This window comes from Pedobacter sp. KACC 23697 (assembly GCF_045348445.1).
Taxonomy (GTDB): Bacteria; Bacteroidota; Bacteroidia; order Sphingobacteriales; family Sphingobacteriaceae; genus Pedobacter.
Window position 1 is genome coordinate 5,230,149 of sequence record NZ_CP157485.1, and the last position, 17,713, is coordinate 5,247,861.

The window sequence follows — 17,713 nt, forward strand, 5'->3', positions numbered from 1 at the left end:
AGAATATAAATTAAGATGAGTATGATGAAAAAATATAAATTATTGATTGGCTTAATCGCAACAATCATCACCACGGCCATATTTTCCTGCAATAAGGAGTTCGATAGAACAATAGGAGATAAAAATGCAAGTGATACTACAACCGTTAAATTCGGAAACCGTAAGGTACTCTATTTAGTGGTTGATGGCGCGAGGGGGCAATCCGTTTTAGATGCCAATACGCCTAATATTGATGCCATTTTACCGCACGCCATCTACACCTGGGTTGGTTTAAGTGATCCTGAAGCCACCTCAAATGCAAGCAATTGGGCAAATATGTTAACCGGGGTTAAGAAGGAAAAACATAAAGTTACCAATGATGCATTAACGAACAGCAATCTGCAGAATTACCCCATTATCTTTAACCGGATTAAAGAGGCCAGTGCAAAATCGAAAATTGTTACCTATACCTCTTCATCGGTTTTTAAATCGTTAAATACAGGGGCCGATGCCAGTAATTTGGTGGCAGACGATGATGCCGTTAAAGCTGGTTTGATCAGCAATATAAGCAGCGATACAGCATCAGTTATTGTTGGGCACTTTACAGGAATTAATGCGGCAGGGGCAGCATCCGGTTATGATGTTTCTTTTCCAGCTTATAAAGCAGCGATCGAAAAATTTGATACAACAATAGGTGAACTTCTTGCTGCACTAAAGAAACGGCCTGATTATAACAGTGAGCAATGGCTGGTTGTGATCGCATCAAGTGCAGGCGGGCAATATACCTTACCTGCAAATGCCGATGACCAGACCATTTTTAGCCAGCCCAAAGCAAACTCATTTGTAATTTATTATGCGCCAACCTACAACAAACGAATTTTAACAAAGCCATTTACAGGTAACAGGTACTTAGGTAAAACCATCCGTTTTAAGGGTGAAGATGTAAGGGCACAAATTGATGCTGCTGATGCTAATGTTTACAATATAGACGACACTACAAAGGCGACCATTGAGCTAAAGGTTAAAAAGAACGAAGACAAATTTTTCTGGCCAAGTGTTTTGGGTAAACGTAACGAGTGGTCTGGAGGCCACCCTAGTGTTGGCTGGGTGATTTATCTGGAAGAAGACTATTGGTATTTTGAATGGCGCGGCACTAAAGATGGAGATTACCACCAATGCAGGGGCGGGAGTTTTGCCAAAGGGAAATGGACAAACTTAACTGCAAAGATAGAGGTACGTAACGGGCAGCGATTTGTGCGCACCTATACCAATGGTAACTTTAATAATGAACTTGAGATTACAGGTTCAGGCTCGTTGGCAAATGCTAATCCTTTAAAATTGGGATTTTTAAACGGAAATGGCCATGGTGTACCTGATGTATATGTAAGTGATATCCGCTTTTTTAAGTTTTCTGTTCCGGATGGCATGATTGGCAATTATGCCTGTCAAACTTCAATAGATCAAAGCCATCCATACTTTAATTTTCTGGTAGGATACTGGCCCGCAACGGATGGCAATGGCAATATCATGGCCGATATTAGTTCTCAGGCACATGATTTCAAATTTCAGGGAACTTATAACTGGGAGAGTTTTAACGATCTGATCTGTCCTCCGGCACCCGAAACACTGGCCATATTTGTTCCGCAAACATCAGATATTCCGGCGCAGATCATAAACTGGCTAAAAATTGCCAATAAACAAACCTGGGGGCTTGATGGCCGCGTTTGGTTAGATCAATAACAGATTTGCTGATCATTTAAAATAGCATAAAATGAAAAAAATTATATATATCGCATTCATAAGTTTAGCCATCATTGGCATTTATTCTTGCCGCAAATCACGAATAGAAGATTTAACATTACCCGATCCCGATACCAGAAGTATAACAGGAGAAGGTATTGTTGCCGGAAAGGTTTCCATAGATAATGAATACGTTAAGGTGCCTTTTAAAATTTCTTTAACCGGTGTTGCAGAAGAGGCCTTTCAGGTGGGTTTAACTTTAAATAACGATACCGTTGCGCAGTTAATTAATAATGGAGCCATTAACAATGCCGTAATTATGCCATCTACAGCAGTAGAGTATCCCAATGTAATTAATGTGGCTTATGGAACCGATAACAGTGAAGGTGTTGCCATTGTGCGCCGCTCTGTATTAGAGCGCAATTATGGTAAAAAAGTTGTTTTTGCACTAAAACTTTCAGCTCCGGGCAAAGGAAATAAGATTGCTGCCGGCAAATCTACCATTATGGTGATCATCAATACATCCGACTTGTTAAAACCTACCGATTTACACTATTTAACCTTAAAAACTGGCGGTATCTATAACGTGGTGTACCAAGGCGATTACATTGTGGGGCCTGCGGGGGTAACCATTCCACTTATTGTAAATTTAGAGAACCAACCCTCAACAGCTTTTAACATTAAAATTAAAGAGAATATTGATACCATTGCTACTTTGGTAGGTAACGGAACTTTGCCCGCTGATGCCATACATCTGGCGGCTAAAGATTACAGCGTTGATACTTTGGTTCGGTTTGCCACAGGTGCTTCTAGCGCCGTTGTGCGGCTTCAGATTCCATGGCCGGTTTTTGATGCCAACATTGTTGCCAACAAGAAATTTGCATTCGCCTTCAGTATTAGTGACGCAAACAATCATGTAATTCACCCTACAAAGAGTAAATTAATCGTGGTTGTAGACCCTAATGTAAATTTGGATAATAACTCGTACATCACCGGGAACGGTACTGGTTTAACTGCCAGATATTATACCAATACCCAGTTAGACCCGGATGACGGACGTGCGCCATTTGTGACCAGGATTGATGAAACCATTAACTTTAGTGGCGATGGATGGCCGGATAATGTAAAAAATGCAGCTGGAACGCAGTTGAGCAGGGATAATTTCGCAAGTAAATGGAAAGGTGAGTTCCTGGCGCCCGTACGCGGCACTTATACATTTTATCAAACCCGCTGGGATGATGGCTCAAGGTTATATGTAAATGGTGTTGCTTTGGTAGATGATTATAATACCCAGTGGGATAAAGACACCCGAAAAGGTACCATATTCTTAGAACGTGGAAAACGTTATACCATTGAAGCACATCACCGTGAAAATGTAGGTGGGCAGCAGGCTTATCTTGAAATCGAAGTGCCGAATGTTTTATCAAAAAGGGTAATACCAAAATCTCAATTATTTCCAACACCTTAAATATTAATTAGATATGAAAAATAATGTAAAAAGATCATGTAGTATCCTATCTCTTTTAATACTTATTGTAATCACCACAGTAAAGTGTAAGAAAGATGCAGAAGAGGTTGTACCCGTAGTGGACGAACCTAAACCAACAGCAGGTTTTGACTACACGGTTGCCAGTCCGACCAAGTTTTTGGAATATCAGTTTACCGGTACTTCTACAAATTATAAAACCTTATTGTGGCAATTTGGAGATGATAGTACTTCGGTTTTGGTCAATCCAAAACATGTTTATCGTTTCCCTGGTAAATACAAGGTTACCTTAACCACCAGAAACGGTCAGGGTTATTCTGCCTCAAAAGAAGTGCTTTTAAATATTGTCGATCCGAATTTCGACCCCACAAAAATTGGGGAGAATTATATGCAAACTGTAGGGGGTATATTTTCTGTAAATATTGACGCAAATGCCGGTCCAAACTCTGCAGAAGGATCTAAAAAACTGGTGGATGGCGACATCACTACTAAATTTTTGCAGGCAGGTTTCGATGGTACGCAGAGATGTACTTTCGAGCTTGCTACGCCACAGGTTGTGGGTGCCTATACCCTAACTTCAGGAAATGATTGGGAAGACAGAGATCCAAGGTATTGGATTTTACAGGGATCAATAGATGGTATTCAATATACTGATCTGCATACCGTAACCTCTTGCCCCTGGGCAAATGCAGGTGAAAGACGTGTGACGAAAAGATATTACTTTGACAACTTTGTAGCCTATAAATTCTATCGCCTTTATATAAAAGCCAATAGGGGAAGCCGTGTATTTCAGCTATCCGAATGGACGATCAATAAAAAACAACCTTAATAAATAGCGCTCTAAACCCTTTGATGAATACATGAAGCGTAAAAACTTCATGTATTTTTTGTTTAGAGAAGTCAGGTTGGAATACCGGAAAGGTTATAAAACTGGACTTGTCTTAAAATTAAGTTATAGGATAGATTTCCTTAAAAATTTATCTAAACCTGATTTTTATTTGTCGTTTTGACAATTAAAAAGAGCCGGCTTTTTCATAAAGTAAATTATATTTTATACTTTAGTAAAACGTTTAACTAACCTTAAATCTAACCAAAATATACAATCAGATTTCAACACACAATTATGAACAGAACCAACATTTTAAAAGTCTTAGGCATACTCGGCTGTATGTTTGCTGGCAGTTTGCTTAAGGCGCAGGAGCGGAAAGCCCCGGCTTATCCTTTAATTACACACAATACCTATTTCAGCATTTGGTCTGCCACAGATAAGCTGAATGAGTCTTCTACCCAGCATTGGACCGGCGCCGATCATTCTCTTTTAGGAATGATTAATGTCGATGGTGGTATTTATCGTTTTTTAGGTAAAGAAAGCACCACCTATAAAACGGTGGTACCCGCTTCAGATGAAAAAGCTTACGAGGTAAAGTATACAGAAACCGAGCCCCAAGGCGATTGGAAAGCTGCAAACTACCCGGCCAGCAACTGGCAAATGGGTAATGCACCCATAGGAGACGATGCTAAAAATGTGAAAACATTATGGAAATCGCACGATATATGGGTAAGGAGAACCTTTAACGTGGCTAACCCGGCATCCATAAACGAGTTGTTTTTAAAAATCAATCACGATGATAACATTGAAGTTTACCTGAATGGAAAGAAAATCTACACAAAAGAAGGCTGGACAAATGATTTTAAATATATCGCTTTAAGCAAAAGCGATAAAAGTGTTTTAAAAGCCGGATCAAATGTAATGGCCATCCACCTGATCAATACTGCGGGCGGGCGTTTCCTTGATTTTGGTTTGGTAGATAAATTAAAAGATAATGCCGAAAAAGTACAGCTTGCCAGGCAAAAAAGTGTCGATATTAATGCTACACAAACCATTTATAACTTTACTTGTGGTAAAGTAGATCTTAAATTAACTTTCACTTCACCCTTATTGATGAACGATTTGGGTTTATTTGCACGTCCGGTTTCCTACGTCTCTTATCAGGTAAAAGCAAATGACGGCAAAACACACCAGGTAAAAGTATACCTGAGTGCCTCATCCAACATTGCTGTTTATCGTCCTACACAAGAGGTTACAGCCAGTAAATACAGCACGGCCAAATTATCAGTATTAAAAACAGGTACTGTAGAACAGCCCATTCTTCAAAAAGCCAGTGATGATATGCGTATTGATTGGGGCTATTTTTATGTGGCTGCACCAAAAACCAGCAATACCATCCAGTTTGTAACAAGCGAAAAAGACGCTGCCGATGCTTTTAGAAAAGGTAATTCTGCTTCAACCGCCAAACAAGGGAAAATGCTTGCCTTAAATACCATTATCCCTTTTGGTACTGTGGGTAAAGCTGCAGTAGAGAAATATGTTGAATTGGGCTATGATGAGATTTACAGCGTTCAATATTTTAATAAAAACTTAAGGCCGTGGTGGAATACCTCGGGTAAAGAAACTATCGAAGCACAATTAACGGCTGCGGCTGACGAATACAAAAAAGTGATCGAAAAGTGCGAAGCTTTTAACCAGACTTTGTATGCAGATGCCTTAAAATCTGGCGGTAAAGAATACGCAGATTTATGTGTTTTAGGTTATCGCCAGAGTATTGCCGCACATACACTGGTAAAGAGTCAACAGGGTGAAATCTTATGGTTATCTAAAGAAAATAACAGTGGTGGTTTTATCAACACCGTTGATGTCACTTATCCATCTGCACCATTATACCTGATTTATAATCCTGAATTATTAAAGGGCATGTTAAATGGTATTTTCTATTTTAGCGAAAGCGGAAAATATCCTCATCCCTGGGCGGCACACGATTTGGGAACTTATCCATTGGCCAACGGACAAACTTATGGCGAGCCGATGCCTGTAGAGGAATCAGGTAATATGATCATTTTAACTGCTGCGATTGCCAAAGCACAGGGAAATGCCGATTATGCCAAAGCGCACTGGAAAACCTTAACCACCTGGGTTGATTATTTGACAAAAGAAGGTTTAGACCCTAAAACACAATTATGTACCGATGATTTTGCCGGTCACCTGGCCCGTAATGCCAATTTATCGGTAAAAGCAATTGTAGGCATAGCCTGTTATGCCCAAATGGCCCAAACATTGGGTTATGATGATATTGCTAAAAAATATAGGGCTATTGCCGAAAGTATGGTGCCAAAATGGATGGAAATGGCCGATGCCGGCGATCATTACGCCCTAACCTTCGATAATAAGAATACTTGGAGCCAGAAATATAACCTGGTTTGGGATAAGGTTTTAAACTTAAACTTATTTCCTCAAAAAATATATGATACCGAGACCAAATATTATCTGACGAAACAAAATAAATACGGTATCCCTCTGGATAGCAGAAAGGCCTATACTAAAAACGACTGGATTTTGTGGACCGCTACTTTTGCACCAACACAAAAAGAATTCGAGGCGCTGGTGCATCCGGTTTATAAACATGCTATCGAAACAGAATCAAGAGTGCCTTTAAATGATTTTTATGATTCAAATACGGGTATCCGCGATAATTTTAAAGCCCGTAGTGTGGTAGGTGGTTTTTACATGAAAATGCTTGCCGACAAATTAAACCGTAAATAATACTAACTCACCCCTCCAATAAATTAACGATCAAGGTTCTGCATTAATTTGTAGAACCTTTTTCATTTCCTCTTTTAGAGGAATGTTTTAATCATGCAATTTAACCCCCCATTCCCTGGTCTGTGACTCACAGGCCAATTATACAATTAACCTATCGGCTGGTGTCTCACCGACCGAAATAAAGTGTTATTCCATAAAGCAAGAAAGATTTTTTGTTTAGGAAATGATTGGCTTGTGGTTCTTAGAGGCTATCCGTCCTGCCATTCGCTAATTCCGATGAAGGATCGGAAACCGCTGCTGTCGGGTTTAGGCACAATGGTTTCTGCACCCTGCAACCCTACAAATGAAATTACTTCACTGGCCTTTTAGCCCCGGTTGCAGCGGTACCCTGTAACGACCGAGGTACGAGGAAGTGAAGCGTATAAGCAGAAAACAGGAAGAATCCTGATGTTTTGCACAGGCCCTGCGCTCCAAAACAGAATTAGATTTTTTGTTTAGGAAATGATTGGCTTGTAGTTCCTGGCGGCCTGCAGTCCCGCCATGCGCTGTAGCTCCGATGAAGGATCGGAAACCGCCGCTGTAGGGTTTAGGCACAATGGTTTCTGCACCCTGCAACCCTACAAATGAAATTACTTTACTGGCCTTTTAGCCCCGGTTGCAGCGGTACCCTGTAACGACCGAGGTACGAGGAAGTGAAGCGTATAAGCGGAAAACAGGAAGAATCCTGATGTTTTGCACATGCCCTGCACTCTAAAAGAGAATTAGATTTTTTGTTTAGGAAATGATTGGCTTGTAGTTCCTGGCGGTCTGCTGTCGGGTTTAGGTACAATGATTTTTGCCCCCTTCAACCCTACAAATGAAATACTTTATTGGCCTTTTAGCCCCGGTTGCAGCGGTACCCTGCAACGACCGAGGTACGAGGAAGTGAAGCGTACAAGCGGAAAACGGGAAGAATCCTGATGTTTTGCACAGGCCCTGCGCTCCAAAACAGAATTAGATTTTTTGTTTAGGAAATGATTGGCTTGTAGTTCCTGGCGGTCTGCAGTCGGGTTCAGGCACAATGGTTTCTGCACCCTGCAACTCTACAAATGAAATACTTTATTGGCCTTTTAGCCCCGGTTGTAGCGGTACCCTGCAACGACCGAGGTACGAGGAAGTGAAGCGTATAAGCGGAAAATGGGAAGAATCCTGATGTTTTGCACAGGCCCTGCGCTCCAAAACAGAATTAGATTTTTTGTTTAGGAAATGATTGGCTTGTAGTTCCTGTCGGTCTGCAGTCCCGCCATGCGCTATAGCTCCGGTGAAAAATCGGAGGCTGCCGCTGCTGTCGGGTTTAGGCACAGTGGTTTGTACACCCTGCAACCTCGCAAATGAAATACTGTTTTTGCTAATTAGCCCCGGGTTTAAAGAGTCGCATCCATGGTAAGACTGCTTCGCCGGCTGAAAGGACTTTCTCTCGATTGACGATTTATCAGATCAAAACTCAAACTCCAGCTGATTACTTTCTGGCTTTTCTATCTCCACATCATCATAAAACCGGGATAGGGTAATACCCAACAATCTGACTTGTGTTACACCGATAGCTGCCTCTTCTAAAAGCTTAATCGCTTCGGCATAAATTATTGCTGCTTTGTTAATGGGTATGGCAAAAGAACGGCTGCGCGTAATGAGTCTAAAATCGGCAAACTTGATTTTTAAGGTTACTGTTTTCCCGCTAAGCTGGTGTTTTTCCAGGCGTTTGGCCACGGTTTCGCTAATCTGCTTCAGCAGATCGTGCATTACTGCATCTTCATTGGTGTCTTCTGCAAAAGTATCTTCTGCGCCTACCGATTTTGCTTCGCGGTTTGCCCGAACAGGCCGGTCGTCTATCCCACGAACAATTTTATAATAAAATCTTCCTGATTTCCCGAATTGGGCAATAAGCTGGGCCTCTGTTAGTTTTTTTAAATCTGCGCCCGTATTAATCTGCATCGCCTTCATTTTGGCGCCGGTAACTTTGCCTACCCCAAAGAATTTTTCTACCGGTAGTTTTTCCATAAAAGCTTCGATCCTGGATGGGCCAATAAAAGTTAAGCCGTCAGGTTTATTCATGTCTGAGGCTACTTTGGCCACAAATTTATTGATCGATACACCTGCAGAAGCTGTTAAATTTAACTCATTTTTAATCGCATCCTTAATTGATTGCGCAATATCAAGAGCCGATCCGATGCCGAGTTTGTCTTCCGTTACATCCAGGTAAGCTTCATCCAATGAAAGGGGTTCTATTATATCGGTATACCGACTAAAAATTTCCCTGAGTGATTTCGAAACTGCCGTGTAGGCATCAAAACGCGGATATACGAAAATGGCTGTCGGGCAAAGTTGATAAGCCTTACTCGAAGGCATTGCCGAACGGATTCCATATTGCCTGGCTTCGTAACTGGCTGTAGAAACCACACCACGACTGTCTGGCTTACCACCAACCACTACAGGCTTCCCTCGATATTCAGGAAAATCGCGTTGTTCTACAGATGCATAAAAAGCATCCATGTCGATATGAATTATTTTTCTTAAAACCGGTGGAGTCAAATCAGGCATGTAATGATCTAAATTTCGTGATTTTTATCAGGATTATTGGGTTAGATTTTTTTTCTTTACAAAATATGGAGAGAACAATTCGTTTTTATAAGAATGCAAAACACGAATGGTATGCCGATATACCCGAATGGGGTGGGGCTATCGAAGATTTACAAATGGTAGAAGGTGCTGATGAGCTGTTAAACTGGATAGCTGTTTCAGAAAATGAATGTAAATTATTAATGGCTGATGAGCATGTTGATCAGGCCGAAATTTTACATCTTGTATATGTACGCGAAGAGAATCTGGGGGGCGGCGGCGACTACCTGTTAGAACAATTTAAAGGAGCGTACAAGGACCACAAAATTTGGCTTTGTGGTGTAACGGAATTTGTTTTTAAACAATTACCTGAAAAGATTTATTTTAAAAAAGTTGGGCAACTTCTATCGTGATCGTTATTTTGATCGGATTATAGCGTAGCCGGGGATCAGTTTTTGCTTAGCGAAGCTCAAACTGTTTCGAGATAGCTAACCTCGCTTCACTGCGTTTCGGTCGAAATCACGATCATTTTAGGGCGTTTTGCACTCGAAAATTTTGATCTAATTCAATAAAATTTCTACTCTATTCAATAACGAATCCATCTCAAATGGTTTTTCCATAAAATCATTTGCACCCGCATCCAGTGCAGATTGTCTGATATCTCTGCTGGCCGAGATCATTAAAATAGGGATTTTCTTAAATTCAGGGTCATTCTTAAGCTGCTTGCAGATATCCCTACCATCATATCCACTCATCCAGATATCCAGCATGATCAGATCTGGTTTGTTTTTTACAGCATCAATAACTGCCCCACCATCATATGTAAATTCAACATCATAGCCCATCACTTCCAAAATCATTGTTATCGCATCAACAATTCCTTCGTCGTCATCTGCAATGAGTATTTTCTTATTTCCCATTTTGTAATTTTATTTCATATCGTTTGTTTTTCAATTGGTAAATGAGAAGATGATTAAGTGCGTATAGGTTATTAATGCGGCAAAGATGCTTTTTGTTTTAAAAAAAAGAATATTTATTCAGAGAATTTTAACAGTAAGCTGATTAACTATTTTTACGGCTGTATTTATGGAAGAAAAATCCGGGGTTCATATTAAGATAATCTCTGTTGCCTGTTATTCTTTTCTAAAAGGCCATTCAGGCAGGAAATAAATTTGCTGTAATCGACAGGTTTAAGTAAGAACTGGTCTGCATTAACCTGATGAGCATCCATTGCATATTGCCTATAGGCTGTGATAAATATGAGGTATTTAACAACTTTTCTCAATTTTACTGCAGCTTCGATACCCGAAATCCCATCCATTTTGATGTCTAAAAACAAAAAATCGATTTTTTGTTCGTCGCGTAACACTTGTATAGCTTCGGAAGCGTTATTAAAACTTCCGGCTAAGGTAAGCTCAGGCGTATCATTAATATAGGCTTCGAGTAATTCGATAAGCAAAGGATCGTCGTCAATAACTACGCAACGGTATGGTTTCTTTTTAATGCTGTCAGTTTCTGCTTTCATATACCCTGTAATTTTCATAAAGTTAGAAATTTGTTGAACTGAAATTTTCCAAAAAAAAACACTTTTCAAAATTTCCGTGGAACAATCCACTTTTGGCAAAACTATATTTTTTATTAGATTAGTTCCGTACCCCATATCAATTGATTTCGCTCCATGTACACGAAGATAAATCTCTACTTTAACAGCTGCAAAAAGCTTTCCTGTCTGTTCGTGCCAGTGGTGTTTCTCCTCAGTTTTCATACCAACGTAAGCGCAAAATTTTGGAGAGATGCAACATCCGATACAGCCCGGGTAAACCGTTTATTAGACAGTATTACGAAATACCGGTACCAGCCAGATTCGGTGGTGAAGTATGCTGATTTAGGCATCGCACACGCTAAATCGATAGCATTTGATAAAGGCTTATCTAAGCTGCTATTTAGAAAAGGTATTGCGCTAATGAATAAAGGATTAAAAAAAGAAAGTTTAGCATCGCTTGATGAAGCAGAGCAGCTGGCAGCTAAAAATGGACAGCTACTGGTTTTGGCCAATGTAAATCGCGTAAGAGGTGTACTTTATTACAAAAGTGCAGATTATGAACAAGCCACAGCGAATATTTTAAGGGCCATTAGTATTTATGAGCGAAATAAAGTGTATGTGGATTTGCCGATCTGTTATTCGATACTGGCCTCTGTAAACGTAGTTACGGGCAATCCGGATGAGAGTTATCGGTATTACTTTAAATCTTTTAACCTGATCCGATCGCTGCTAACCAAGGCAGAATCTTCTTTTTCTAAAGAAGATTGGGATAAATTGCACACCAATTATATAGATCTATGTGTCAATATTGGTAATTATTATGAGCATTCGGATAAGGCAGATATGGCCTTGAAGTATTATGAGCTAGGTCTGTCTAAACCCTTTGCCACCACCAATTATAATGCTTATTTGATCCTGATGACCAATGCTTCCAAAATTTATTATGCTAAAGGAAATATAGCAAAAGCCAGAAAAATGGCTCAACGCGCACTAAGCCTGGCCAGGGAGGCTAATCTATATCGGGAACAGTCGAATGCGCTTGACCACCTCGGCAGCTTTTCAGATCATTTTACGCAGGCAAATCAATATTTCGTTGAGGCCATTGCACTCGCCAAAAGAGCACAGGACAAAGATCTTTTATGGAAGGTTTTAGAACACCGTGCCCATTCAGCCAAAAAGTTTGGTAACTATAAATTCGCTTTTGAGGCTTATCAAGAATCAAGGGCCATCCGCGATAGCATCGTTACACAGGAAAACAGCGTGGCCATCAATAATCTCGTTTCCAATCATAAACTCCAAGATTCGACCCAAAAACTTAAACAAGTTGGCTTTGAACGTTACAAAGCTAACCAGCGAAGCAATTTCTACCGGCTCTTATTTGCTGCAACGGGGATGATATTATTGATTACCTTTCTCTTTATTCTTCGAAACAGAAAGCTAAATAAAGCTTTAAACTTACGCACAGACCAGCTTAGTGCACTAAATACACATAAAGATAGAATTCTGTCGATTATGGGGCACGACCTTAAAGGTGCATTGTCAGATCTGCACGCATTGGCTTTTCTGCTTAAGCGACATATAGGAACGCCAAGGCAGGAGGAACTAATTGAACAGTTAGCTAATGTACAGCAATCCGCCAACGAAATATTGGATAAACTGCTGCTATGGGGCGCTTTAGATATGCATTACGATAATTTGATAGCGCCTTTTTATCCTTCATCCACGTTAAGCAGTACCATTAATTCTACCCGTGGCATTGCCACAGCCCGAAACATTACTTTAACGACCGATATACCCCCTGAGGTTGAAATTTTAGGAAATGAGCATCATATAGAGTTTATTCTGCGAAACCTGTTGAGCAATGCCGTAAAATACTCAGATGCAGATCAGCCTGTTCACATCAGGCTGATCAGTACAAATGTTGCCGCAATATTTGAAGTTGAAAACCTGAACAAGTCAGCCAGTATAAGCTCAATAGATGATTTCTACACGAATTGGCAAAATATTTCAGCGGAAACCAAAGGACATGGCATTGGTTTGTTATTATGCAAAATTCTGGCAGATCTGGATCATTATCAGTTAACAGCAAGCAAAGAAGGGGATACCATCCGTACCCGACTCATCATTCCGGCAAATCCGATAAAAGGCCTTATTGATAATGCTACATCGATTTAGGTCTTTTGAAAATATCGCCAGAGCGCCTCTAAATAACTTTCAGATGAATAAAAATTCCAGAATTAATTATAGTATAATATTCAAAAAAGACAGTTAATTTCATTACGAGACATTATATTTACAGCGTTTATTCAAACTACCAGGGTTTAATGGCCAAAAATGGACAGCATTAATATTAAGAAGTTAGCAGAAGCGTTAAATTTATCTACTTCTACAATTTCGAGGGCTTTTAGGGATAATAGTGACATCAATGGTGCTACCAAGGAGCGTATACTGGCCAAAGCGAAGGAATTAAACTACCAGCCTAACCATTACGCCAGTAATTTAAGGGAGCAAAAAAGCAAAACGATTGCCGTTATTGTGCCCGAATTGGCCAATAATTATTTCTCACAGGCCATACACGGTATTGAACGCATAGCCAGGGAAAATGGTTACCATATTCTCATTTATGTAACCGATGATGATTACCAAAAAGAAGTAACCTTCATTCGCCACTTGCACAATGGCCGGGCAGATGGCATCATCATGTCGGTTTCGGGGGAAGCCAATGATCACAATTACCTCAATAAATTTGGGACTAAAAGACTGCCATTGGTATTTTTCGACCGGATTTATGAAGACATTGATACCCCAAGGGTGATTACGAATGACTATGACAGCAGTTTCCTGGCTACAGAACACTTGATCGAGCAGGGTTGCAAGCGGATTGCTTACCTGGTGGTGAATAAAAGTTTGTCGATAGGTAAAACCCGTATGCAGGGTTATATTGATGCATTGGCCAAACACGAGCTTACCTTCGACGAAAGCCTGATTGTTGATTGCAGCAACAGTTATGAAGAGAATAGCCTGATCATTAAAGGGGCTTTAATGCAATTAAAACCCGATGGTATTTTTACCTCGGTAGAGCGTTTGGCTTTTGCCACTTATTATGCCTGCTACGATCTTCATATTCACATTCCCAATGATTTAAAGGTGATCAGTTTCTCCAGTTTGGAAATCGCCCCATTGCTAAATCCGTCACTTACTACCATTACCCAACCCGCTATTGAAATAGGGGAAGAAGCAGCTAAATTACTGTTTACCGTATTGGATGATCAAGCCAATAAAAACCGGCCAAATGAGGTGGTTTTAACATCCAAAATAATCAAGCGAAATTCGACCAATAAATAGCCGAAAACTGCCTAAAAAACGGGTTGTTTTTTTGCCTGAAATTTTCAAAAAAAATCTTCACTTAGTGTAAAATACGCAGAATTCTGATTCATTTTCGGGAACGTTCCCGAAAATGATCTGATTTTTAGCCTAATTTTTTCGGGAACGTTCCCGAAAAAAGCTGTGAAATTGGCTTAGTGTAATTTTTACACTTTAAATTAAAAATTATACTTTATAATTTGTTGATTATAAGTGTTTTAAATTTTGTATTATTATTAATTGGAGTTTTTATGCGGTTGTAAAATGCTAATTTTCAGATCGATTTTCTGACTGATTTTTTCGACTAAAATATATTTTTTAAATAAATTTTGAAATCTCCTGAACAGCTGTAAATTAGGCCTGTGTGTAAATCACTATAATATTTAACCAAATTTTTATACTTAAACGAGCTTCAAATATGAGAGTATTTTACCTGTTAAAACAGGGGCTTTTGGTGCTGTTAGTTTTTTCAGCATTAATGGTAAAAGCACAAACCGGATCGGTATCTGGTAAAGTGCTTGATGAAACCGGCCTGCCATTACCCGGTGCTTCTGTAGTTGTTAAAGGAACAACAAGAAGTACATCAACCGATGTTGATGGTAATTTTAAACTGGCAGGGTTATCGAATGGTTCGATAACGCTATCAGCAAGTTTCATCGGTTATCAAACCTTGGATAAAGCCGTAAGCATTTCAGCAAATGCGACTGTTAATTTTCAATTGGTGCCTGATGCACAGAAACTGAATGAGGTAGTGGTAATCGGTTATGGTACCGCAGAAAAAAAGAACCTGACCGGATCAATCACCACAGTTGGTGCTAAAGATTTCCAGAAAGGAACCATTACAACGCCTGAACAACTCATTCAGGGTAAAGTAGCAGGCGTTAATATCATTAGCAGCAGCGGTCAGCCAGGGGTTGGCAGTCAAATCCGCATTCGTGGAGGTGCCTCACTTAATGCCAGTAACGATCCGCTTATCGTAATTGATGGTGTACCTTTTAGCGGAAAATCAATCGATAATGCACCAAGTCCTTTATCATTGATCAACCCGAACGATATTGAAACCTTCACCGTATTGAAAGATGCAAATGCTACAGCAATTTATGGTTCAAGAGCATCCAATGGTGTTATTTTGATTACCACAAAAAAAGGAGGGACAGGTGCACCGGCAATTAATTTCAGTACTAATAATTCTGTTGCAACCATAGCCAAAAAGGTAGATGTGCTTTCGGCAGATCAGATCCGTACTTTTGTAAATGCCAATCCAACCGCTGCCTATGATGCAGGGAAAACATTTGTTTCGCTTTTGGGAAAATCAAATACCGATTGGCAGGATGAAATCTTTCAGAATGCTTTTGCCAGTGACAATAACCTCAGTATTGCCGGTAAATTTCACGGGGTTCCCTATCGCGTATCAGCAGGTTATTTAGATCAGCAGGGTTTATTAATTACTGATAGGTTTAACAGGGCCACCGGAGCCATTACAGTTTCTCCAAGATTATTCACCGATCACTTAAAAATTGATTTAAGTCTCAAAGGAACATTAACTGAATCGCACTTTGCAAATGATAACAATAATGCCATTGCCAATGCCATCCAATTTGACCCTACACAATCGGTTAACGCAAATAATCAATTCGGAAATTATTTCGAATGGTTAAGAGCAGATGGATCTTTAAATCCAAATGCACCAAGAAACCCGGTAGCACAGATCATGTTAAGAAATAACAATGGAAACGCTGCCCGTAGTTTTGGAAATGTAAGATTCGACTATTCTTTCCATTTTTTACCGGAATTACATGCTAATTTAAATTTAGGGTACGACGTTTCTAAAGGTGCAGGACGTATTTTTGTTCCGGCGTTTGCGGCCACAGGTTTTTCTACCAACGGATCTTCTACTCAATCGCTCAATACATCAAACAATAAGGTATCAGAGTTCTATTTAAACTATACCAAAGATGTAGAAAGCATCAGAAGCCGTTTTGATGCAACTGCAGGTTATGGTTATTACGATAATGCAAAAACAAGTTATAGCTTTAATGAATACAGTGCAACAGGGGTATTGAGAACAACGCCTAAATTCCCATTCTCTGTTGACCGCAATAAACTACTATCTTATTACGGAAGGTTGGTTTACACCTTAGCTGATAAGTATATCTTTTCCGGAACCATGCGTGCAGATGCATCATCAAGGTTTTCGGAAGAAAACCGCTGGGGTTATTTTCCATCCGTTGGTTTTACCTGGAGAATTGTGGGCGAAAATTTCTTAAAGGAAAGTAAAGCAGTTTCAGATTTAAAACTGAGGTTAAGTTATGGTGAAACGGGTAATAAAGACGGTGACACCGTGGGCGATTACAGTTATTTAGCTAAATACTATGCCAATAGTAATACAGGCCAATACCAGATAGGCAATACCTTTTACGATTATTACGCACCTTCTGCATATGATCCGGATTTAAAATGGGAAACCACCACCACCTATAATGCTGGGTTGGATTATGGCTTTTTTAAAGGAAGAATCTACGGTGCGTTAGACGTTTACTTTAAAAAGACCAAAGATTTATTGGCAACGGTAAACATTCCTGTAGGAACAAACTTTAACAATAATTTAATTACCAACGTAGGTAATATGGATGTAAGAGGTGCTGAGTTTAGTATAAACTTTGCAGCAATCAAAACGGAAAACGTTTCATGGGATTTTGGTTTTAACGCCTCTTACAACAAAAGAAAAGTAACCAATTTAACCTTAAATCCTGATCCTGGAAGCAAACAGGGGGCTGGCGATATTGCTGGCGGAACAGGTGTTACCATTAAATACAATGCGGTAAACCAACTTCCTGGTGCTTTTTATGTTTACAAACAGGTTTACAACAGTGCCGGAAAGCCATTGGAAGGCGTATATGAAGATACAAATGGCGATGGTGTGGTGAACTCAAATGATCAGTATTTTTATAAGTCGCCGGATCCTAAAATTACTTTAGGTTTCAATACAGCCTTCAGTTATAAAAAATGGACCATTAGCACGGTACTCAGAGCTAGCTTAGGCAATTATATTTACGATAACGTATCATCAAATTTTGGGATCAGAAACAACATTCTGAGTGCAGCCGGCTTAATTAACAATGCAGGTGTCGATTTCCTGAACACCAATTTCACTACCAGCCAGTTTTTGAGTGATTATTATGTTAAAAATGCTTCTTTCTTAAAAATGGATAACCTTGGCCTGGCTTATGATGCCGGTAAGTTATTTAGAAACAGCAATACCAATTTAAGAATTACGGCCAATTGCCAGAATGTGTTTGTTATCTCTAATTATAAAGGATTAGATCCTGAGTTAACAGATGGGATCGACTTTAAATTATATCCTAGGCCAAGGACATACACACTGGGTTTAAATGTTGGTTTTTAATAA

The 17,713-nt window shown here is 39.7% G+C and carries 11 protein-coding genes; 8 read left to right on the forward strand and 3 right to left on the reverse strand.

Features of this window, described 5'->3' with window-relative positions:
- The first annotated feature begins 21 nt into the window (after positions 1-21).
- From ABEG20_RS21435 to ABEG20_RS21450, 4 genes are all read left to right on the forward strand, one after another.
- Positions 22-1,719 (forward strand): DUF4983 domain-containing protein, encoded by a 1,698-nt coding sequence (locus tag ABEG20_RS21435; protein WP_406825246.1) that lies wholly within the window; start codon positions 22-24, stop codon positions 1,717-1,719.
- Positions 1,720-1,750: 31 nt separating this feature from the next.
- Complete coding sequence (locus ABEG20_RS21440) at positions 1,751-3,187, forward strand: PA14 domain-containing protein (protein ID WP_406825247.1); 1,437 nt, start codon at positions 1,751-1,753, stop codon at positions 3,185-3,187.
- Positions 3,188-3,200: 13 nt separating this feature from the next.
- Entirely contained in the window at positions 3,201-4,034 is an 834-nt protein-coding gene (locus ABEG20_RS21445) for a PKD domain-containing protein (RefSeq protein WP_406825248.1), read from the forward strand.
- A 339-nt stretch (positions 4,035-4,373) separates the two neighbouring features.
- Positions 4,374-6,803, forward strand: coding sequence for a glutaminase domain-containing protein (locus ABEG20_RS21450; RefSeq protein WP_406827410.1), 2,430 nt, complete (start codon positions 4,374-4,376; stop codon positions 6,801-6,803).
- 1,476 nt (positions 6,804-8,279) lie between these two features.
- Here ABEG20_RS21450 and dinB read toward each other — a convergent pair.
- Positions 8,280-9,332: a DNA polymerase IV gene (dinB, locus tag ABEG20_RS21455; protein WP_406825249.1), complete on the reverse strand. Its 1,053-nt coding sequence runs from the start codon at positions 9,330-9,332 to the stop codon at positions 8,280-8,282.
- Positions 9,333-9,445: 113 nt separating this feature from the next.
- On the opposite strand from dinB, the gene ABEG20_RS21460 reads away from it, so the two are divergent.
- Positions 9,446-9,811 carry a DUF6717 family protein gene (locus tag ABEG20_RS21460; RefSeq protein ID WP_406825250.1) on the forward strand — a complete coding sequence of 122 codons (366 nt, stop codon included), beginning with the start codon at positions 9,446-9,448 and terminating at the stop codon, positions 9,809-9,811.
- 147 nt (positions 9,812-9,958) lie between these two features.
- Here ABEG20_RS21460 and ABEG20_RS21465 read toward each other — a convergent pair whose 3' ends face one another.
- Both ABEG20_RS21465 and ABEG20_RS21470 read right to left on the reverse strand, forming a co-directional pair.
- A complete protein-coding gene (locus tag ABEG20_RS21465; RefSeq protein WP_406825251.1) occupies positions 9,959-10,318 on the reverse strand; it encodes a PleD family two-component system response regulator in 360 nt (119 codons plus the stop codon).
- 191 nt (positions 10,319-10,509) lie between these two features.
- On the reverse strand, positions 10,510-10,923 hold the full coding sequence (locus tag ABEG20_RS21470; RefSeq protein ID WP_406825252.1) for a LytR/AlgR family response regulator transcription factor: 414 nt from the start codon (positions 10,921-10,923) through the stop codon (positions 10,510-10,512).
- Between the two features lie 153 nt (positions 10,924-11,076).
- Here ABEG20_RS21470 and ABEG20_RS21475 point away from each other — a divergent pair, with 153 nt between their 5' ends.
- The 3 genes from ABEG20_RS21475 (at position 11,077) to ABEG20_RS21485 (ending at position 17,710) form a co-directional block, all read left to right on the forward strand.
- On the forward strand, positions 11,077-13,116 hold the full coding sequence (locus ABEG20_RS21475) for an ATP-binding protein (RefSeq protein ID WP_406825253.1): 2,040 nt from the start codon (positions 11,077-11,079) through the stop codon (positions 13,114-13,116).
- A gap of 159 nt (positions 13,117-13,275) precedes the next feature.
- Positions 13,276-14,286, forward strand: a complete 1,011-nt coding sequence (locus tag ABEG20_RS21480) for a LacI family DNA-binding transcriptional regulator (RefSeq protein WP_406825254.1) — start codon at positions 13,276-13,278, stop codon at positions 14,284-14,286.
- A gap of 436 nt (positions 14,287-14,722) precedes the next feature.
- The gene (locus ABEG20_RS21485; protein WP_406825255.1) at positions 14,723-17,710 is read left to right on the forward strand and encodes a SusC/RagA family TonB-linked outer membrane protein; all 2,988 of its coding nucleotides are present in this window, start codon (positions 14,723-14,725) and stop codon (positions 17,708-17,710) included.
- Positions 17,711-17,713 lie beyond the last annotated feature (3 nt).

Excerpts from the sequence above, each read along its gene's own strand:
- ABEG20_RS21465 (WP_406825251.1), bottom strand. The coding sequence starts at position 10,318 with ATGGGAAATAAGAAAATACTCATTGCAGATGACGACGAAGGAATTGTT.
- ABEG20_RS21480 (WP_406825254.1), top strand. The coding sequence starts at position 13,276 with ATGGACAGCATTAATATTAAGAAGTTAGCAGAAGCGTTAAATTTATCT.
- ABEG20_RS21475 (WP_406825253.1), top strand. The coding sequence starts at position 11,077 with ATGTACACGAAGATAAATCTCTACTTTAACAGCTGCAAAAAGCTTTCC.
- ABEG20_RS21435 (WP_406825246.1), top strand. The coding sequence starts at position 22 with ATGATGAAAAAATATAAATTATTGATTGGCTTAATCGCAACAATCATC.
- ABEG20_RS21450 (WP_406827410.1), top strand. The coding sequence starts at position 4,374 with ATGTTTGCTGGCAGTTTGCTTAAGGCGCAGGAGCGGAAAGCCCCGGCT.
- ABEG20_RS21440 (WP_406825247.1), top strand. The coding sequence starts at position 1,751 with ATGAAAAAAATTATATATATCGCATTCATAAGTTTAGCCATCATTGGC.
- dinB (WP_406825249.1), bottom strand. The coding sequence starts at position 9,332 with ATGGATGCTTTTTATGCATCTGTAGAACAACGCGATTTTCCTGAATAT.
- ABEG20_RS21460 (WP_406825250.1), top strand. The coding sequence starts at position 9,446 with ATGGAGAGAACAATTCGTTTTTATAAGAATGCAAAACACGAATGGTAT.
- ABEG20_RS21470 (WP_406825252.1), bottom strand. The coding sequence starts at position 10,923 with ATGAAAGCAGAAACTGACAGCATTAAAAAGAAACCATACCGTTGCGTA.
- ABEG20_RS21445 (WP_406825248.1), top strand. The coding sequence starts at position 3,201 with ATGAAAAATAATGTAAAAAGATCATGTAGTATCCTATCTCTTTTAATA.
- ABEG20_RS21485 (WP_406825255.1), top strand. The coding sequence starts at position 14,723 with ATGAGAGTATTTTACCTGTTAAAACAGGGGCTTTTGGTGCTGTTAGTT.